Genomic DNA, 20,029 nt, shown 5'->3' with positions numbered 1-20,029 from the left:
TGATTGCGGTAGATGTGCACAATCTGTGCAGGTTGCCCTAATCATCTGTTAATCATTGCCTGCCGCGAATACGTCGATTGACGTATGCCACTGCGCGTAACTACGCTGTATCAATGCTCCAGCAATGGATGTGACGGGAAATGGAGGGCCCGCTGAGCTGACGTCTTCAGCCAATCATCCTTTTCAGGGTTAAGGCTGTGGGACTGGGGATGCAGATGGCGACGACGTATCGCGCGACAAAGGAAAAGCGGCAGTACAATCGTTGGGTAGCCAACGAGACCAAGGAAGACTTTGCCTTGCGCTTTACGGCCCACCGGGCCCGGCGCTGGTCTTGCGCGCGCGTAGCCAATACCGCCATTGGCTCGATATCTTTCCTTGCGCTTGAGGCGATCGGTGCTGCGATCACGCTCTCTTACGGGTTTGATATCGCTGTGACTGCGATCATGCTGGTGGGGGCGGTTCTGTTTCTCACAGCGCTGCCCATCAGCTACTATGGTGCGCGCTACGGTGTGGATATCGACCTGCTGACACGGGGGGCAGGATTTGGCTACATCGGCTCGACAATCACCTCACTGATCTATGCCACCTTCACCTTCATCTTTTTCGCGCTTGAGGCCGCAATCCTTGCGCTGGCCTTGGAATACAGCCTCGGGATTCCATTGGTCATCGGCTACTTGATCAGCGCGGTGGTTGTTATCCCGCTTGTCGTGAATGGCTTCTCCAAGATTTCCTCTTTTCAAGCCTGGACACAGCCGCTCTGGGTTTTGCTGCACATCACGCCCTTCGTCATTCTGGGCGTTGTGGGGTACGATATCCAAAGCTGGTCCAGCTTTGAAGGCAACGCGGCACAAACCGGCGAGAGCAGCAGCAAGCTGATCATGTTAGGCGCAGCCTCCGGCGTCATCTTCTCTCTGATCGCGCAGGTCGGTGAGCAGGTCGACTACCTGAGGTTTCTGCCCGTGCCACACACGCCATCAGAAAAGCGCCGCTGGTGGGCGTCGCTTTTGATGGCGGGACCGGGATGGTCCATTCTGGGCATGCTCAAGATGCTCGCCGGGTCCTATCTGGTGGTTATTGCAATCGCGAACGGAGTTCCCGAAGCGCTGGCCACCGACCCGACGCGCATGTACGAAACCGTTTTTGACATGGCGCTGGAGCAGCCCTGGGCGGTTCTGCTGCTCACCAGCAGCTTTGTCATTCTCAGTCAGCTAAAAATCAACGTGACCAACGCCTATGCGGGCTCAATCGCTTGGTCGAACTTCTTTTCCCGACTGACCCACGCACATCCTGGCCGCGTGGTCTGGCTGGTGTTCAATGTCGGCATTGCCCTGATGCTGATGGAACTGGGCGTTTTTGGTGCCTTGGAGGCCACATTGGCGCTTTATTCGCATGTTGCGTTGGCGTGGATCGGTGCGTTGGTTGCTGATCTGGTCATAAACAAACCACTTGGCCTCAGCCCCCCGGGCATCGAGTTTCGCCGCGCGCACCTTTACGATTTCAACCCTGTCGGCATCGGTTCCATGGCGACGGCATGTCTGTTCTCCCTACTCGCCTTTGGCGGTGCGTTTGGTGCGATGATGGAGGCCCTCTCCAGTTTTATCGCACTGGGTACGTCGTTTCTACTGGCCCCTGTGATCGCATGGGCGACGGGTGGGCGTTACTATATCGCCAGAGCCGCACCGGCGGATGTGGCCGGGAAATGTATCATGTGTGATTACAGCTTTGATCCGCCCGACATGACCCATTGTCCTTTTCATGCCGGTCCGATCTGCTCGCTTTGCTGCACGCTGGACAGCGCTTGCAGAGACAGCTGCAAACCACACGCCCGTCTGGATAACGTCACGCGGGGCGTGCTGACACGGAACTTGCCCTTATCGGTAGCGCAAGCGCTGATGTCGCGCATGTCACGGTTTATCCTCATCACCGCTTTCATCGGTTTGGGCTTTGGAGGACTATTACTTTTTGTACGCGATCTGCGTTATGCAGAGAACTTTGACGCGATCCTCTGGGTTGTTTTTACGATGGTTGTCATTGTCAGCGGCATCACGGTCTGGATGTATCTTTTGGTTTCCGAAAGCCAGCGGCAGGCGCGTAAAGAGGCTGAAAAACAGACGGAACGGCTGCTTTTTGAGGTACGGGCGCACGAACGCACGGACTTGGAACTACAACAGGCAAAGGAAAAGGCGGAAGCCGCAAATCTTGCTAAAACGCGCTATATGACTGGGCTCAGCCATGAACTGCGAACACCGCTTAATTCCATTTACGGGTTTGCACAAATCCTTGAACGCGACGAAGACATGCCTGCCCGCAGGCGCAATTCGATCATCACCATTCGGCGCAGCAGCGAACATTTGGCTGGCCTAATTGAAGGGCTGCTCGATATATCAAGGATCGAGGCCGGGCGCTTGAAAATCAGTCGGGACCGCATAAATCTGCGGGTATTCTTACAACAGGTCAGTTCGATTTTCGAGGAAGCCGCGCGTGAAAAGAACCTCCGGTTCAGGATGGAGACAAGCAGAGTCCTCCCGGTGTGGATCACATTTGATGAAAAGCGCCTGCGTCAGATCATCATCAACCTGTTGTCGAACGCTATCCGCTACACCGACAACGGCGAGGTTTCAATGCGGATCAAATATCGCAATGAAGTGGCTGTTATAGAAGTCAGCGATACCGGATGCGGCATCCGTGAAGAGGATCGCGCGCGGATCTGGGAGCCGTTCGAGCGTGGAAGCGGGACGCAGGCGCAGGGGTCGGGCCTCGGTTTGACCATCACCAAGCTACTGGTAGAGATATTGGGTGGCGACATCGAATTGGAAAGCACTGAAGGAAAAGGCAGCCTATTTCGGGTCCGCGTGATGCTGCCTGCAGTGCCGGCAGATGCGCGCGACAACCTGTCTGGAACGGTCGTTGAAACTGAGCCGGTGTCCGTATCGCGGGTTTTGGGCGCACGCAAGACCCTGCTTGTCGTGGATGATGATCTCAACCACCTGAATCTGCTGGACAGCTATCTTGCGCCCTTGGGATTTGCGGTTCTCACCGCGCCAAGTGCAGAGCACGCGGAGGCGATGCTGAAGGATATCACACCTGATCTGTTTGTACTGGATATCGATCTGCCCGGTCTGGATGGGTATTCGCTGGCGGAAAAACTACGACAGGGTGCGCATCGTTCCTCCCCGATCATTATGATCTCCGGACACGCGATGGATACACAGGCTCCCGCGTCTCAGGTGCCACTATGCGACGCATTCATCACAAAACCTTACAATCTTGACGATCTTCTGTTGCGCATTGCCGAAATTCTGCGCCTTGAACTTTCGTACAAGGAAACCGCGGACCTCAAAGTTAAGCCCAAAGCTCCGTTTTCCGAAGCAGAGCGTACCGAACTGATTGAACTTGCGCGCAACGGGATGGCCCGGGCGTTGACAGATCGCATCGGTGAGCTGGCCAAAAAAGGCAGCCTGCGGGGTTCCATGCTGGTGCGGCTCAACAAGATGGCCTCGGTTTTCGATCTGCCGGGCATTGCTGATATTCTCGAGGAGATGGTCGATGCCGACCGTTGACAGCAAGGACCGTCACATCGCGCTGGTCGTGGACGACAGTCCGGAAACCTTGAGCATGATCAGCGCGGCGCTGGAAGAAAACGGCATCAGTGCCGTTGTGGCCACCAATGGTCGCACGGCCCTAGATCTGGCGCAACGTATCCTCCCCGACGTCATTCTGCTGGATGCCATGATGCCGGGCATTGACGGTTTTGAGACCTGTTCCTTGCTGAAAGCAGACGAGCGTCTGGCCTATGCACCAGTGATCTTTATGACCGGTCTGACCGAACCGGAGCATATCGTTCGTGGTCTTCAGGTCGGAGGTGTCGACTATGTCATGAAGCCCGCGGTCATCGACGAATTGATAGCCCGGATCACCACCCACATCATAAATGCAAAAGCGATACAGAGTGCGCGGCAAGCGTTGGATACGTCAGGGCGCTCCGTTATCGCGGTATCCTCAGAGGGCGCGTTGCTCTGGGGAAGTCCAAAAGCGCTTCGTTTTCTTGGGGAAACCATGAAATGTGATGAAACGGCCCTTGCGGGAAACCAGCGGTTTTTGCGCTGGCTGTCATCAAGTTCTCAATTGCCTGCCTCAAAAGCGAGCAGCTTTGCCTTTGAAACCTTTGTCCTCGATTATATTGGCACGTCGCCTTCTGGTGAGAATTTGCTGAAAACCAATCAAAAACGGGACGCTCATCCTTACCAGCAACTTGAAGAGGTATTCGGCCTGACCCCAAGGGAAGCGGAGGTGCTTTACTGGCTGTCTCTTGGCAAACCCAATCGGGATATTGCGCAAATCCTCTCTCTGAGCAGCAGAACAATCAACAAGCATCTTGAACAGGTATTTCAGAAAATGGGCGTGGATAACCGCACCGCGGCAGCGGTGGCTGCAGACCGTGTAATGCATCAGGTGTGACGCGATCTTGCCCTCAAGCTCTGGGTGATGTTGCTTCCGGTTTCGGGGGGCCTCTGGGTCTGCGGTCGTGCCCGCTGCCCACTCTGAAAGCATGAATTATACGGAACCAACTTCCGCTGGCAGCATCGGCTTGGTTCGTGCAGCATCGTCGACGACACTTTGATTTGTATCGATCAGAAAATCCATGAAATAGGCAAAGAAAGCGGGTCCTTTGCGTGTAGCTCCAATCGACGTGGGGTCTGGTCTCGCACCATCTGAAACAGAGAGGCACCTGAATCCAAAAACCCGCCCTACCGGGCAGGCGAGCCATGCGAATACTTATCGCGCGCGCCGAGACGACCGCTCTGCCAGCCGCTGAAGTCCAGTCCGTTTAGGAAAAGCCTGGATAAGGGTGCGGAACGCAATCATTCGCTGCAAGCCAGATTTTTTTAAGCCAAATCTCGAAAGCGGACTCGTATTGAAGGCTGCCAAGGGCAGTCTGATCAAACGGGATCACCTAATTCGTGCCGCGCGCCCCATAGCTCTAGGGGCGGTCAAGGTGAAGGAGAACTCCATCCAATTCTATGACTGACCGGTGAGGGCTTTTGGCCTGATCAACTCATCGCAGATTGTTGAAACGGGAAGCAGCACTTTGATGCTGCACCGATTTTCGATTGACGTAAGGGAGTTTCTCGCCTCTTATTAAAGTATTATTTTCATTGGTGTATTCCCGTATGAAGAGAATTTTTGCGCTGGCGGCGATGTCATTGCTTTTGTCTGCCGATCTCGCAAAAGCACAATCCTTCTTTGCCGATTTTGCTGCCGACCCGGCAACGGGTGTTGACAAAGGGTCAACATCACGGCTTCGGAAGGTGGAAGAAAATACCGGTTATTTGACATTCACCTCAAACGGCGCTGAAGAACTCGGGCCTTACAATGCTGCTGTTGGTATGTCCCTTCCTGACTTTGCGGCGGCGGGTGATCAATTCGACGCGGTGCTGTTCATAAGCGGTCTGTCGGAGAATGACGAAATTGAACTTGCCGCGCTCGGTCTGGGCTACCGCCTTCAAGTGCCGGATACCGGCGTTACTCTTTTTGCTTCCGCTGATCATGGCGAATACCGTCTTGGGTCCAGCGAGAGCCTCGCGCTGGACATCAGAGGGGAGCAAACGAATTTTGCCATCGGCGCGAGGCGGCTTGCCGCATCGGAAAACAGCAGAGTTTTGGCGAGCCTCGAGTTTGCTCTACGTGACAGTTCGGCCGAAGCACTCGGCAGGACAGTTGTGGAGGAAAACCTGCGACTGGTCCGGGCGGCGCTGCAACGCGACACCGGGCAGCTATTTAGGTTCAGGACGCGGCTGGCAATTTCCGCAACCAAAGGGTTGGGCGGGTTTGGTGCATCGGCAGAGAACAGTCTGCTTGGATCAGCACCGGGGTCTACCGCTAACTTTCTGCGTATCGCCTTCAGTGCTGAAGCTTCAGTGCCGGTTTCACGACGGGTATTGGTCAATGCCGGCATCGTTGGCCAATGGACTGATGACAGTCTACCGATCTCGCAGCGCTGCGGGTATGGCACCAACACCTATGCGCGTGGTTTCGACCAGAGTTTCGTCAATGGAGACCGCTGCCTGGGTAGTCGGGTCGAGCTTGCCTACAACTTCAAACTTCCATCTTTGGAGGCAAAACGGCTGGACTTGCGGCAGGGATTTTTCGGGATCGACGGGGGCTGGACCGAGGACCTTGGCAACGCGGTTCTGACGGGGAACACCGATAACTGGTCAAGTGCTTCTATCGGGTACAGGACCGCTATTGGTGATTTTCTGGGGGAGCTGTCCGTCACCCATATTCTGGACGAACCGGTTGGCGCAATTGAGCAGGATGCGACCCGGGTATGGTTCCGACTTGCACTCAGGTTCTGAAATCCGTTCTGGCTGAGCCGACGGCGGCGGCTGATCTTGACCCTGCCTTAAGAACAAGGCGCAGGATCGACACCAGCATCAATGCCATGATGCCGGAAAAGGGCACCGCGCCCACGATCATGATGTCACGCACCGAAGCCACCCCCCCGACAGCCATGACAGCGCCCGTGATGCCCGCGATAACGAGCGCCCATATCATCGAATGCAACGGTGTTTCCGATACAGTGGCGCCTGACGCCCCTATTGATTTGATCGCGATGATGGCAGCCGATGTAGACGCCACGATGAGAATGAGAAAAAGGAACACGATCACCCCTTTCATGATCGTTGCCCACGCCGGGTCCAAGACCAAGTCAACTGTCTGGTAAATCCGAAAGGCGTGGGCTGCGTTCACGATTTTTCCTTGCGCGATCCCGTCGGCCTCAAGCAGCAGCGCGGACCCCCCAAGGGTTGAGAACCAGATGAAACACATAACTGTTGGCATAATCACCGCGCCAAGGATGAATTCACGCACAGTACGCCCGCGCGATATCCGCGCCAGAAAGAGCCCCACAAAGGGCGCAAAGGCAATCCACCACGCCCAGTAAAAGATCGTCCAATCTGCCTGCCACTGTGCTTGCTCAGCTCCGTTTGGGCCGCTTGACGGCCCGTATACAGTGAAAACCTCGGATGGCAGGCGGCGCAGATAGGTCAGACCGGCATCCGCAAACCCGCCCATCAGTCGCCCAACCGGCCCCGTCAAGAGAAACACGAGCAAGACACCAAAGGCGACGAGGAGCCCGAGATTGGAAATCCATTTCACGCCGCGATCAACGCCGGACAGGATTGATGTCGTTACGATAGACAAGGCGACAAGCATGGCTGTGAGAAGAGCGACAAGGGGCGGATCACCGGCGAAATCTGCGAAAAAGGTGCTGCCGGTCAAAACGGATAATCCCGAACATATCTGTTCTAGACCCAGAACAATTGTGGTCGTGATACCGGCGATGATGGCGAGGATGGACAGGATGTCGACCACATTCCCAAGCCAACCTTCCAAGCGCGCCCCAAACAGTGGCACAAGGGCGGACCGCATCGTCATCGGTTGGTCATTGCCATGACAATTGAGGCCAAGCGAAAGGGCGACAATCGCATAGCAACTCCATGCGGACACCCCCCAATGCAGATAGGTAAAGCGCATCGCCGAAGTGATCGTCCCGCTGCCCGTTTCACCTGCCAGAATATCAGGGTTGATGACAGAATGAGCCACGGGTTCGCTGACCGAAAAGACGAGGATGCCGATCCCGATCCCGGCGCAGACCATCATCGAAAGCCACGACTGCGTGCTGTATTCGGGCACGTCGCTGGGTTTGCCCAGTTTCAGAACGCCCGATACCGGCAAAACCACCAAAACGGCGCAGGCGATAACGAACACACCAAGCAGGTTGATGTACCATGCCGCAAAGATCGTGAGTGTCAGTGCCTTGAGTGCCTCCAACTGCGTGGCGGCGGCGGTTGGGCTGGCGATAAGTGCCAAGACCAGAAGCGTCACAATGACCTTTGAAATCAAAGAGACCGTTGGGTTGAAGCCTTTATAGAACCCTTTTTGAACGGTGCGAATTTCGAGTCTGTCCGTGATTGGGGAGTTTGCCACAGGTTACGCCTCCGATTGCCCTGACACGCAGGATCGAAGCGCATTGTTGTAGAATTGTTTGCTTTCCTACTTTTTGCTGTTGGATCGCTGCAGCTGGGGCAGATGAAGAGCGGTCTCTTGCGGCACGACCTCCGGCCCGAAGCGTCGGACAAGCAGATTGACCGGTGTCAATAAAGAGTTCTGTCGATGCTCGGGGTTCTCAAAAAGGCGCGCGCTCAGGTATGTGACGAACTTGAGTAAACCCGTTGCGCGTTTGCGTGACATGAGCAGTGTTATGGCCTTGGCACGCAACGAGGGGGAGATGGGGTCGCTAAAGAGCGGTTCGAAAATGAGCATTGTGGCAGGCCGCGCTTTGTGCATTCGCTTCATCGTCGCGGCGAGCCGGGTGTGGTTGCCGGATGCCTTGTAGGCCTGACACAGCAGGGTAAGTGCATAAATCTGAAAATCAGATTTTGGTGTACTCAGTTGCTCGGCCTGCAATAAATAATTCTCGGCCATTTCCATGTCGCCGGTGAAGGAGTGTAGCTGTCCAACGATGGCGAGGGACGAGGCGATTGCGGTGTTTGATTTGTGCGCTCGGGCTGCCAGTTCCAACGCCAGATCCCGGTAACCCTGATCGACGAAATACAACAGCTTTGCGGCCATCACCGCCAGTTCCGGCCTCGTTTGTGCATAGTCCAGAGCGTCCAGCACACATTGTTCAATCTCGGCCTCGTCTGCGGCGCATGTGTCTTCGCCATTGGTAAAAAGGTCGTATCCGTTCAGCACATATTTCGTGTGCAGATGTGTGGCCCACATCATCTTGAGTGCGGGGTCGTCGGGTTGCTCTGTTCTGAGATCTGTCAGCCTGCGGTTCGCAATCTCCCACGAATTACTGTCTTTGGGCAGTTCAGCCGCATGGTGCATTGCGATGGGCAGGGGTGCTTCACCAATGCCTTTCTGGGCGATGTCCTGCCAGTAATTCGCCATAATCAAACGCGTGAGCGTGCGCGATTGAACCGATAGGTTCTGATACCCCTCCGGTCCGGCCTCAATGGGAAAGCGGCGCACCACAAAGATGTGGCCGCCGGGCAATCGGCGCGCGGATACGACACATTCAACACCTGAACCGTATTGGAAAAAGCTGATCTGAACGTCGATCTTCTGCCCGCGGGCGACGCTTGCAGAAACCCCTTCAACGTCTTGCGCGATCATGACGGTTTCATCTGGTGGGATCTGACTGCGAAAATCTGCCTGCAGGAAGGGGACCAAAGCCAGACCGTTTTCCTCGAATTCACCAAGGGTGGCGAGGCCCTTAAGCGGCGCTATGACGATGAATGCGGCCTCGGCATCATTTGATGCCGACGTTCCGGTAAAGAGCCAGACGTAACCTTCACCATATCGTGTCTCAATGAACTTCGGGTTTTTGGCGCTGTCGCGGAGCTTGGCCCGTATTCGGTTGATCAGAAAATCAACGTTTCGGTCACTCTTCTCCGACCCATGTTCGCTGATTGCATCCAGAAGGTAATCGCGGGATAGCACACGGCCAGCGGAGGTAGAAAAAACCGCCAGTGCACGCTTTTCCATCCGGGTGAATTTGACCTCGGTGCCGTCCTCAAACCGCACTGCCGAAAAGTCCGGCTCGAAAATCAATTGTTGCGACAAAGATACCTACGTTAATGATGGATAATCTGTTGGTTTCTTTATCGTAAAGGCGAATTTCTCTTTGTCGAGGATCTTGTCCGTTTCCGGGATTTAAACTTTTACCCCAAGTCATCCTGCCGCGTAACAGAGACGTTCGATAAACCAGCCGATCAGTCAGGTGACTGCGTATTGTGGAACGGGCTAGTTCAAAGGACGCTGCCCGCTTTTACGCGTGCTGACGAAAATCTCCCAGATACGAAACAGGTTTATTGGCAACAGTATTGCATGCAGAATGAAAATCGGTCCAAGGCCAGCCATCTGGGCGTACACGAGAAACGCGACATTGCTGGCCAGTGCGAAAACCCGGAGCCAGAGTATCGACCGCATCATGAAAGTCGCAACGACCAAAGAAGCTGCCAGATAGCCGACTAAATCGTTCTGTATCTCGAACCACCCAAGTTCTGCCATAGCCGCTCCCCTCAAGACGTTGGCGGTGCGTCCAAGACATCGGGCCCCACTGCTCTAACGCGGTTTTCACCGACGAATGTTGCAGAATTATTTGAGCGTTCATTTGCATCCCTTAAAGGGTCACAAGCAGTTACACCACGCGCAGGTTGCCCGTCTTTTTGTATATCTAAGTGACCTTTGTCCGCCGCATCGAATGCGAGCCCTATACGTTTGCTTCCAAGCCAATCGACGTAATCCAGTCCCGAACAGGGCGCACATACTGCCGGGTGGAGATGTGCAACCTGTCGTGGAAACGACCGGGCTAATGGTAGCCTCGTTTATCACAAACGTCCGATGCCCGTAAAAGCTGCCGCTGAAGCGCTTGCCCGTTTACGGGTCCAGAGCCTCGTCGTTTTTGTCGACAAACGCAGCGAAGGCATCAGAATAATCAGGATGCCACCGACTAAGCGCCGGACGGTTTTCTATGATGTCGCCCATGGCCCAAGCCATGCGTTTTTCGTCAAGCTCGCGCGGCACATCGTTGTCGGGACAAAGGATATAAAAATCCCCACGATCCATGCTCTTGACGAAGAAATCCGCAGTCTGCTCTGCAGTCCATGCGGCGGGCGGTTTCTCGGAAAGTCCTGTGATGCCGGTAAAGACAAAGCCCGGGATCAGGAGATGCGCCGAAAGCTGGCATCCTTCTGTATTGCGAAGTTCATGTGCCAGCGCCTCGGTGAAGGCTTTGAGTGCGGATTTAGATACATTGTAAGCGGGGTTTCCGGGCGGTGTCGTGATACCCTGCTTGGAGCCCGTGTTAATAATCGCACCTGGACGGCCCCGGCTCACCATTCCGGGCGCGAAGACCTGAGTCCCGTTAATAGCGCCCCAGAGGTTGACCGCGAGTATTGATTGCCATGCGTCAAGTGGACCAAGGCAAGAAGAGCCTGCGCCAATCCCTGCATTGTTCATCAGGATATCCGCACCACCGAAGCGGCCGGTTACTTCCGATTCCAAAGCAACGATCTGCTCCCTGTCAGAGACATCTACCGAAGCCACCATAACGTCCGCAGCACCTGCATCCCGAAGGTGTCCTGCAAGGGTGTCCAGCTTGTCCTCAGCGAGGTCAACAATCACCAGCCGCATTCCCATGCCTGCAAACTTCGTCGCCGCAGCCAATCCGATCCCCGAGGCTCCACCGGTTATCACGGCAACCGACTCTGCAGAAAGTGCGGGATGGGTCATAGTGTATCCTCCATTGGTCCGTCATCTTAACCGGTGACGCAAGCGGCGCAAGTTCGGAGCGGCGCAGCGGGCCATTCTCCAACGCCTTCCTGAAAGCGGTCGTTCTCAAATTGCAGAAGCTTATTTCTTTCAAACCAGATGATCCTGAGACCGGAGGTTTGACTGTCGGAAGAGGTCATAGAGTGACCGGGCGTTAAGCACCTGCCTTGAGCCCAATGTTGCTGATGCTGTAATTGGCGCGATTTCTCTCTTCGTCGAGCGCTTGCATCCGTGAAACCAGGGACGCATCCATTCTGCCATACTTCGCCCGCCACTTATAAAAACTGGCCGTACTCATCCCATGTTCACGGCACAGATCAGCAACAGGTACACCGCTCTCGGCTTAGTTCAAAGTACCCATGGTTTGGGCTTTCCTGAACCTGGATTGCTTCTTCAGAGTCACCTCGTTCGTTATTGATAAAAATATAATTAAAACAGACATTTAACGTCAGGGTATGCACCCTAGCACCGAGGGCAGATAGCGGACGTCCGGTGCAGCTGGCTTCATCGTGTGGTTCAGTGCTCAGGAAAATACGTCATTGGTTTCTGAGCTTTGAAGTTCTGCGCCCTCAGCTCTGGCTATTTCGGGATGCTGATCATATTTGCCACCTTTTTTATACCGAAATTCGTATCGGACAGGTGCTGGTCGATCAGTTGTCAGACCCTCTTTGCGAGATCGACAATGCCCATTTCAGGAAGACCTACCTCAGGTACTTCTGGGCGGGGTTTGATAACTCCGAGGTCCTGTGCGAGCCAGCTAGATGCAAAACGAAGCGTGGTTAAACGGTCTGGCGAGCGCGTCGTTGTCGCGGAAATATCGAACAAGTCCTAGGCGCTGGTTTACGGGTTAGATTTGACCGAGGCACAGATAAAAGACGAGATCCAGAACGCAGATGAAAACGTGTTTAAGCGCGGGTTTGTAGTTGATCTGAATCTAGTCTTCTCTGGGCCGCGTCCAGTCGCCTATTCAGTAATTCACTTGCACCAAGTTATTGATATTGATGACGAAAGCTAGAGGCGCAACTCTGAAAGACCAATTGCTGCAAGCGACTGCAACAAGAACGCTGCGCTAAACGTTCCTCGTGACAGCTTGTTGCGAATATTCACCTCTTTTTCGTCAATTAAATCGGCGAGCTGAGCATACGTCACCCCCTGCCGCTTCAATTCCGCCTTCAACATATTTGCTGCTTTGGTTTCCCATTCGTTTTGATCTGGCATGTGTCACCTATGTAAGTAAAAGTATCACAAACATTACATAAGTTATTTATTCGATACCTCCACATACTGTATTCATTACTTAGGTAATGGTTAAGACACAAAAAGGCACAGCACTTTCTCCTATCAGCGGCATCACGCACACTTAGGTTTCGCAGCATCTACAAGACTGGCGAAGAAGCGGCCTACAAAGTGTTCTGTGAAATGCGCTGACCTGAGATAGAAGGCGAAGCGGTTTGCCCGTGCTGCGGTTTTGACGAAGCGTACAAGATCACCACGCGCCGCAAGTTCAAGTGCAAGGCGTGTCACCTCCAGTTCAGCGTTACATCCGGCACCATCTTCGCATCGCGCAAAATGGACTTTGTAGACCTGCTGGCTGCGATCTGCATTATCGTGAATGCGTCCAAGGACGTATCTATGGTGCAGTTGTCGCGTGATCTGGATTGCCAATACCAAAAGGCTTTCGTGCTGGCCCACAAGCTGCGTGAAGTGATGGCGCTAGAAGTCCACACGGGCCAGGTTCTGGAAGGCCATGTGGAGATTGATGGCGCATATTTTGGTGGTCATATCCGCCCCGAAAATGCCAAGGCCGACCGTAAGGACCGTCGCTTGAAGCGCCACCAGACCGGCAAGCGCCGCGTTGTCATTGCCATGCGTGAGCGTGAGGGCCACAGATTGCCTTTCGTGGGTCAGGCTGAGGCGGAAGGTGTGGCGCTTGCCAATCAAAACGTGTCGCGCATGTCTACCATGTCCGCAGACGAAGCGTCACACTGGGATGAGTTGCACATGGACTACCACGTTGACCGCGTGAACCTCTCCGGGATTTACAACGACCGATACTCAAGTGTTGTTGATGCAATACGCAAAGAGGCAAGTGGCGGCAATAAATGAGAAGAGATGACTTCCATGTTCATCTTTAAGTCCTCAAATTCCCATGAAGACATGGCAACCTCAATCTACCTTGGGTCACTGCTAAACGTCCCTAAGGATGCGGTCCTAGTCGTTAACGCCTCTAGCGGAACGTTCGCGACCAGAGGCAAAATCGAACATCCTTCCACTTTGGCCGCGCTGTTCACTAAGGAAGCCAACGTTCTCGCGGGGCTCTTCGGTACTTATGAACGATTGGTGCGGGCAGATTGGAACGCGGAATATCCTTGCTGCCCGCATTACTGCGCCTAATCGGATTTTCTTGCTTAGGTTCACTTTATCTTCCACATACAGCCGCTTAACCCGAAATCTTGCACTACATGCCCATCTTTCTGCGCCCTCTGTAAGGCGTCACGAACCCGCTTTAGCACATCGGGGTAAATATCCTCATCCCACCCTTTAGCATCCATGATTTGCGCCGCTATCGTTTCATCATCTGCAGGCCCTTCCCGTAGCATGTTGTTGATTGTCAGTTTCAACTCACTGCGTTCGAATAGCTGCTTGTACTTCCCGCGCGCCGCAATGCCCTTGGGGTCGTCTGTATAGCCGCATAGCACCAATGCGCGGCCTTCATAGCAACCTTGTGCTGGCCTGCTATATCTGCGCGCTTCTTGATTAGTCCGTGAATAACGATTGATTGTTCCATGCCCTATTGTGATTCACATGGGCGGAGGATTCGGCTAGATTGTTGGTGCGTTTGATACATAAGGCCGGAAGTGATGCTGGAAGAGGCATTTGCTGCATTCTCGCTGAACGACGGCTTTCGTCCCGCGACGCAGTCATCGCCCCTTTTTCGAACGTCCCATCTTGATGACAAGCAGTCATTGATATTTGTCGATCCGCTGTTGTCGGCATGAAAGTCTGCTACAACCAGAAAGCGGCCATTCTGGAAGGCTGCCGGAAGTTTTGTCATGCGGGCAATGCGCCTGTTCGGCGTACAAATTCCAATGGTTGCTTTTGTTTTGTTTGACGTCACTGGACACTGTAGCGAGCTCCTCATTGCCCTGTTTTCGGTGCCAGAGACTTGTTCTTTTCAGCAGCCGCAATCGCGGCCCCTAGCAAGACCAAGGGGAGTGCGAACAGAAAGCTCGTTGAAAGTGACAATCTGAAGATCAAAAGGTCAGCCAAAATTGGCCATATGATCGCGATGTACTCAAATGGGGCAAGCCGTGTCGCTTCGGCATAACGGAATGCAAGTGTCATTGCGATATGTGCAAAACCGCCAAACAGACCGGAGCCGATCAGCAAGAAAACTGTCCAGCTGCTCGGCATGATCCACCCTGATGGCACAGTAAGGAGAGCGCCGATCATTGACGCCAGCACAAAATAAAGCGCGATTGCCCCCGGGCTTTCAGTGCGGTTGAGGCTGCGCACCATAATCAACGCAATTGCGGCAAGGGCCGCAGATAGAATGGCGAAACCAAAGCCGATGAGGCGTGCGCCGGATGCACCACTATGGCCCAGCTCTGGCCAGACCATGACGATGACCCCGGCAAAGCCAAAGGCAAGCCCGCTGATCCGCCATACTGTCAAACGCTCGCCCAGCAGTACCACTGCGGCGATAGCCATCAGAATTGGCGACAGTTGCGCAATCAATGTTACTTCGGCAACGCCTAATCGCACGATGGCGGCGAATGATGCAAACAAAGCGAGCGCTCCAAAGCCTGCGCGGACCAGATGACCAATGGGACGTCTGGTTGCCAACCCTTGTGGGAACTCGCTCCTCAGCCAGAGGAATACGATCAATGGTATCAGCGCAAAGGCGGATCTGAAAAAGACGATTTCGCCAAGTGGCACGTCCTCACTGACGGCTTTGACGCAAATCACCATGCCTGCGAAGAGGACGCCGGACAGGATGCGCAACCCGATCCCGAGCCGTGGGCGGTCTGTGTCGGTCATGCCTTATGGTCCTGCTCTGCCAGTGCGTCGCGCAACGTATCGCCTGCCAAATTAATGGCAAGGACACAGACGACAACTGCGAGGCCTGGCCAGATCATTTGAAGGGGCGTTGAGCGCATATGGATACGCGCGTCCAGCAGCATCGTCCCCCATTCGGGCATCGGCGGTTGCACCCCAAAGCCCAGAAACCCAAGCGTAGATATGCCAAGAATGGCCCGTGCAAACATGCCCGTCCAGACCACCGTCAGGGAGGGCAATAACGACGGCAGATAGTGCCACCGCGCGATGCCCAAACTGGAAACGCCTGCAAGACGGGCCTGAACCACATAGCCGCGTGTCTTTAACGACAACCCAATGGCGCGCGCAACGCGCGCATAGCGCATCCAGCTTGTGACGGTCAGCGCGAAGATCAGGCTGCCTGTGCTCGCGCCCAACACTCCTGCAATCACGACTGATGCGACAAGTTCTGGGAAGGCAAGAAACGTGTCTGTTGTGCGCATCACGATCCAATCAACCACCTTACCGCCAAGGGCTGCGAGCAGCCCTATTAATGTGCCGATCACCAACCCGATCACCGAGATCAAAAAGGCCAGTCCCAGCGACCATCGCGCCCCATGCAGCAACCGTGACAGAATATCGCGGCCCATGGCATCTGTTCCCAACCAGGCTTGCGGATTTGGCGGGCTTAGACGGTTCGGAATGTCGATCTGCGTTGGGTCATGCGGGGCAAGCATTGGGCCGAATACCCCGAGCCCAACAAGGATCAGAACAAGCAAGACGACGCTACGCATCATGCTCTCCGATCCGGGGATCGAGGGTGCGATAAAGTAGATCGATCAACAGGTTGACGACCACGAAGACCACGGCCGTGACCAGCACCGCCGCTTGCACCTTTGGAAAGTCACGGGCACCAATTGCGGACACGAGGAAACTGGCAAGGCCGGGGCGGGCAAAGATGACCTCAACCACAACAAGCCCCTCCAGCAGGAACGCCAGCTCTAAGCCCAAGACAGTTACAAAGGGGATCGCTGCGTGGGGTGCCACATGATCGCGCTCAATGTCACGATGGATCACGCCCCGCCGCCGCAAGGCAGGCAGGAACGCCTGGTCGCGTGCTTCGAGAATGCCCGATCGCAGGATGCGCGTGAGCGATGCCGCGACGCCCAAGCCCAGCGTCAGTGCGGGAAGGATCATATGTGCAGAGGTGCGCGCGCCCATCGCGGGGAGCCAGCCCAATTGCACCGCAAAAAGCAAGATCAGCAGAAGGCCCAACCAAAAGGCCGGGATCGCCACGCCAATGGATGCCACCGCCACAGCGCCGCGATCCAGCCAGCCTCCGGGGTTGCGCGTGGCAATCAGCGCAAGTGGGACAGAGACCACCAAACCAACGAACAGCGCCGCCAATGCGAGCGGTACAGTATAGGAAATCGCCGTCACCAATTCCGGCCAGACATCGCGCCCGGTCACTGAGGATTGGCCAAAATCGCCGACCAGCAGCGGCGCTATCCATGCTTGGAAGGCCGCAGAAAATCCAGCGTCTAAACCGGCCTCTGAGCGGACCAAATCAATCACTTCGGTTGGGGCGACTGCGTTATGCCGTGCCATCGCGATCGCCAGCGCAGGATCGCCCGGCGCATGCCACAGCAATGCAAAGGTTGCCAACGCCGTGCCAGTTAGGACCACAACAGCGCGCAGAAGAAGGTTCACGACAATCTGGATCATGCAACGCGTTCCAATGCGCCAAGGGAAAAAGCGGCGTCGCGCAAGGTTCGGCCATAGGCAGTTTGTGGTTCGTCCAAGAAGGCCCGCGCGGGCGTGAGTTCTTCGATCCGACCGGCTCGCAGAACCGCAATCTCGTTGGCGTAGGCCGCCGCATAGCCAAGATCATGCGTCACGATAAGGGCGGCAAATCCTTCTTCGCGCTGCATTTGCGCGATCAGCCGTGCGGTGTGCTTTTGTGTGACCGCATCCAATGCGGAAAGCGGTTCATCAAACAGGACCAACGGCGGTGCTGCGATCAGCGCGCGCAAGATACCAACCCGTTGCGCTTGTCCGATTGAGACCTCGGCTGGCCGACGATCCAGCAGGTCAGGCGCAATCTCCAGACCGGAACAAAGACGCGCCAGCCGGTCATCATCCAGCACCCGCCCCCGCAGCGGCTCTTTCACGGAGCGACGTAAGGACATGCGGGGATTAAACGCGCTGCGCGGTTCTTGCATGACAAGCGCGGGTCGGCAATTGCGCACTGGTTTCGCGTCCCATGTAACGTGTCCGGTCGCGCATGGAACAAGCCCTAGAATAGCATTGATCAACGTCGATTTTCCTGCGCCACTTTCGCCGACGACCGCGAGCGTTTTGTTTGGAGCGAGCGACAACGACACGTCTTTTAGCGTCACAACTGACCTGCGACTGACAGAGACCTGATCGACCTTTAGCATGGCAGTTCCAGCCAGTTGCGATGTGCGCAAAGCGCCTTGGCGGCTTGTGTCTTTGGAGCCATGAGAAACCGTTCGGTTGGTGCGTCTTCGACAATTTTTCCGTCGTCCATGACCATCAAACGGTGTACCCTGCGGGCCGCGAGGCCAAGGTCGTGGGTGATCAGCAAAAGCGCCGTTTGACGATCCTTCAGATACGCATCCAACAAATCCATCGTGCCCGCCGCCACAACCGGATCAAGCGCCGACGTTGGTTCGTCCATCACGAGCAAATCTGGCGTGCCGATCAAGGCCATTGCGATAACAAAGCGTTGTTGCATGCCCCGGCTCCACCCCCATGGGCGCTTGCGCAGATCACCACCTTCAATATGCAATGCATTGAACAGCATCTGTTGGCGGATTGGGTCAGCGGAAAGTTCCAGCGCGCGTTCCGCTTCGCGCCAGTGAAAGGCCATTGACCGCAGGGGATCAAGCGCCTCGTCGGGGCTTTGCGGGACATGCGCGACGCTGACACCTTCGGCGCGCAAATTATCTATCAACACATGGCCCAGCGTCGATTTTCCTGATCCCGACGCACCAACAAGCCCGACGCGTTCGCCGGGCCTGATGACGATATCAGTAGGATGAAGAATGGTGCGACCCGAGCGGATAACGCTCAGGCCAGTTGCCGTGATGGTCATTCGGTCATTTTCGTCTCATGCGTGATCCAATAGGTCTCTGTCGGGTGAACCGCATAGCCGGTCAAGCCCGCGCGTGCGACATTGGTTTGGCTGACGTGAAAGACTGGGATCATAGCCGCATCAGATGCGATGATCTCTTGAACGCGGTCGTATATCGCTTCCCGCCCCTCTTGATCAAAGGTCGTGCGGCCGTCGGCCAGCAACTGGTCCAGTTCTGCGTTCTCGTACCCTCCGGCGTTTGACCCACCGGTGGATTTCAGCAACTCCTCAAGGACCGCGCCGGGGTCACCTTGTGGTGTCGTTACCCAAGCCTGCAGAAACATGTCCGCATTGCCTGCCGCAATTGCATCGGAACTGGCCCCGTATTCGCCAACGCTGATCGTGGCTTTGACGCCGATGGCTTGCAGAAAGGCTTGGGTCAGCTCCGCCGTTGGCGGCAATGCAGCCCGGGAGGAATACGTCACGATGTCGATTTCCAGCGGCGCACCATCGAGCATCCATGTACCGCCCTCTTTGACAGCGCCTGCTTCGTCCAGCAGGTCCTCGGCCAAGGCCGGGTCATAAACCGGATCAATGTCTGCCGCCCATCCCATACCTGCCGGATACACCGTACCCGCCGGGACGCCACCGACGCCAGAAAGGGCGGCTTGAACGATGCCGTCACGGTCAATCGCGGCAGACACCGCGCGCCGGATCAGCGGGTTGGCCATAGGGCCGCTGGCCGCGTTCACTGTGTAGAAATAAAGCCGCGCGGTTGGCGCCGCAAAGCCCAGTGCGCCGGTTTCCTGAATGCGCGCGAAATCCGTTTCGGGATAGTTGATCACCATATCAACTTCGCCTGCCTCAAATGCCAAAGCGGATGCGCCGGGATCGGGGATGCCGACGACGCGCACTTCTTCAAAACCCGGTACACCAAGGCGGTAGTCGCTATTTGCCGCGACGCGGTAAAGCTGATCAGGGATTGCTTCCTGGAAAACATAAGGGCCGGTGCCGTTAATTGGGTAATCCTCTGATGCAGCCCCAAGAATGGCAATGCCTGGCTCTGACAATGTCCATGGGAAGGCCGCATTGGGGCTGTTTGTCTCGAACACGACAACCTTATCGCCGTCCGTCGACATGGACGCAAGGTCAAGCAGGTTCGCGATACGCGCGTTGTAGCCCGTGTGACTCTCGACAGAGATCGGTGTGATCGCATCCACCACGGATCGCGCAGTCACGGGGGTGCCGTCATGAAAGGTCAGCCCTTCGCGCAATGTGACACGCCAGGTCGTTGGCGAGGATTGCGCGATCCCCGCTGCCAAGCGGGGATAGAGGTCCAATTCATAATCGATCCCCATCAGGGTTTCGGTCACGCCAGTTTGGTTCGACATCCAGCCATTGTAGCCAGCCCGGGGGTCCGGGACAGGATCACTGGAAATGAAGCCGACGGCAATATTGAAGGTCCCTTCCTGCGCAACGGAAGGCAGGGCGGTTGAAAGTGAACAAATGGCAACAGCGGCGAGCCGTGTCATGAGAGACATAGAGAATTCC

The 20,029-nt window shown here is 55.5% G+C and carries 14 protein-coding genes and 3 pseudogenes; 4 read left to right on the top strand and 13 right to left on the bottom strand.

The features are described 5' to 3' along the window. Window positions 1–215: 215 nt before the first annotated feature. The 3 genes from RLO149_RS04595 to RLO149_RS04580 all read left to right on the top strand — a co-directional run bounded on the left by RLO149_RS04595 (window position 216) and on the right by RLO149_RS04580 (window position 6,356). A complete protein-coding gene (locus tag RLO149_RS04595) occupies window positions 216–3,560 on the top strand; it encodes a hybrid sensor histidine kinase/response regulator (RefSeq protein ID WP_044025539.1) in 3,345 nt (1,114 codons plus the stop codon). After that, window positions 3,547–4,458, top strand: coding sequence for a response regulator transcription factor (locus RLO149_RS04590; RefSeq protein ID WP_013960902.1), 912 nt, complete (start codon window positions 3,547–3,549; stop codon window positions 4,456–4,458). The genes RLO149_RS04595 and RLO149_RS04590 overlap by 14 nt, the downstream gene beginning before the upstream one ends. A gap of 713 nt (window positions 4,459–5,171) precedes the next feature. Next, window positions 5,172–6,356 (top strand): ShlB/FhaC/HecB family hemolysin secretion/activation protein, encoded by a 1,185-nt coding sequence (locus RLO149_RS04580; RefSeq protein WP_013960901.1) that lies wholly within the window; start codon window positions 5,172–5,174, stop codon window positions 6,354–6,356. On the opposite strand, the gene RLO149_RS04575 is transcribed toward RLO149_RS04580, so the two are convergent. The 7 genes and pseudogenes from RLO149_RS04575 to RLO149_RS04550 form a co-directional block, all read right to left on the bottom strand. Next, window positions 6,346–7,989 (bottom strand): BCCT family transporter, encoded by a 1,644-nt coding sequence (locus tag RLO149_RS04575; protein ID WP_013960900.1) that lies wholly within the window; start codon window positions 7,987–7,989, stop codon window positions 6,346–6,348. The genes RLO149_RS04580 and RLO149_RS04575 overlap by 11 nt on opposite strands. A gap of 66 nt (window positions 7,990–8,055) precedes the next feature. Beyond that, window positions 8,056–9,633: a winged helix-turn-helix domain-containing protein gene (locus RLO149_RS22855; protein WP_013960899.1), complete on the bottom strand. Its 1,578-nt coding sequence runs from the start codon at window positions 9,631–9,633 to the stop codon at window positions 8,056–8,058. Between the two features lie 180 nt (window positions 9,634–9,813). After that, window positions 9,814–10,080, bottom strand: a complete 267-nt coding sequence (locus RLO149_RS04565) for a hypothetical protein (RefSeq protein ID WP_013960898.1) — start codon at window positions 10,078–10,080, stop codon at window positions 9,814–9,816. 169 nt (window positions 10,081–10,249) lie between these two features. After that, window positions 10,250–10,381: pseudogene (locus RLO149_RS24400) on the bottom strand (integrase); the annotation flags it as partial. 68 nt (window positions 10,382–10,449) lie between these two features. Next, entirely contained in the window at window positions 10,450–11,304 is an 855-nt protein-coding gene (locus RLO149_RS04560) for an SDR family NAD(P)-dependent oxidoreductase (protein ID WP_013960897.1), read from the bottom strand. A gap of 238 nt (window positions 11,305–11,542) precedes the next feature. Then, a pseudogene (locus tag RLO149_RS24470) lies at window positions 11,543–11,785 on the bottom strand (transposase); the annotation flags it as partial. A gap of 569 nt (window positions 11,786–12,354) precedes the next feature. Next, window positions 12,355–12,561 carry a DUF6471 domain-containing protein gene (locus tag RLO149_RS04550; RefSeq protein ID WP_013960894.1) on the bottom strand — a complete coding sequence of 69 codons (207 nt, stop codon included), beginning with the start codon at window positions 12,559–12,561 and terminating at the stop codon, window positions 12,355–12,357. A 156-nt stretch (window positions 12,562–12,717) separates the two neighbouring features. On the opposite strand from RLO149_RS04550, the pseudogene RLO149_RS04545 reads away from it, so the two are divergent. Next, window positions 12,718–13,416: pseudogene (locus tag RLO149_RS04545) on the top strand (IS1595 family transposase); the annotation flags it as partial. 1,065 nt (window positions 13,417–14,481) lie between these two features. Here the strand turns inward: RLO149_RS04545 and RLO149_RS04530 are convergent. Genes RLO149_RS04530 through RLO149_RS04505 form a run of 6 tightly spaced genes read right to left on the bottom strand, consistent with a single transcriptional unit; the run spans window position 14,482 to window position 20,019 of the window. Next, the gene (locus RLO149_RS04530) at window positions 14,482–15,384 is read right to left on the bottom strand and encodes a DMT family transporter (RefSeq protein WP_013960890.1); all 903 of its coding nucleotides are present in this window, start codon (window positions 15,382–15,384) and stop codon (window positions 14,482–14,484) included. Continuing rightward, window positions 15,381–16,175, bottom strand: coding sequence for an ABC transporter permease (locus RLO149_RS04525; protein ID WP_013960889.1), 795 nt, complete (start codon window positions 16,173–16,175; stop codon window positions 15,381–15,383). Before RLO149_RS04525 ends, RLO149_RS04530 begins: the two co-directional genes overlap by 4 nt. Beyond that, on the bottom strand, window positions 16,168–17,106 hold the full coding sequence (locus RLO149_RS04520; protein ID WP_013960888.1) for an ABC transporter permease: 939 nt from the start codon (window positions 17,104–17,106) through the stop codon (window positions 16,168–16,170). Before RLO149_RS04520 ends, RLO149_RS04525 begins: the two co-directional genes overlap by 8 nt. Then, complete coding sequence (locus tag RLO149_RS04515) at window positions 17,103–17,822, bottom strand: ABC transporter ATP-binding protein (RefSeq protein WP_013960887.1); 720 nt, start codon at window positions 17,820–17,822, stop codon at window positions 17,103–17,105. The genes RLO149_RS04520 and RLO149_RS04515 overlap by 4 nt, the downstream gene beginning before the upstream one ends. Next, on the bottom strand, window positions 17,816–18,499 hold the full coding sequence (locus RLO149_RS04510) for an ATP-binding cassette domain-containing protein (RefSeq protein ID WP_013960886.1): 684 nt from the start codon (window positions 18,497–18,499) through the stop codon (window positions 17,816–17,818). Before RLO149_RS04510 ends, RLO149_RS04515 begins: the two co-directional genes overlap by 7 nt. Then, the gene (locus RLO149_RS04505) at window positions 18,496–20,019 is read right to left on the bottom strand and encodes an ABC transporter substrate-binding protein (protein WP_013960885.1); all 1,524 of its coding nucleotides are present in this window, start codon (window positions 20,017–20,019) and stop codon (window positions 18,496–18,498) included. Before RLO149_RS04505 ends, RLO149_RS04510 begins: the two co-directional genes overlap by 4 nt. Window positions 20,020–20,029: the final 10 nt, after the last annotated feature.

It is taken from the genome of Roseobacter litoralis Och 149 (assembly GCF_000154785.2).
GTDB lineage: Bacteria > Pseudomonadota > Alphaproteobacteria > Rhodobacterales > Rhodobacteraceae > Roseobacter > Roseobacter litoralis.
The sequence above is the reverse complement of the archived record's forward strand: the minus strand, read 5'-3'. Positions and strand labels throughout refer to the sequence as shown.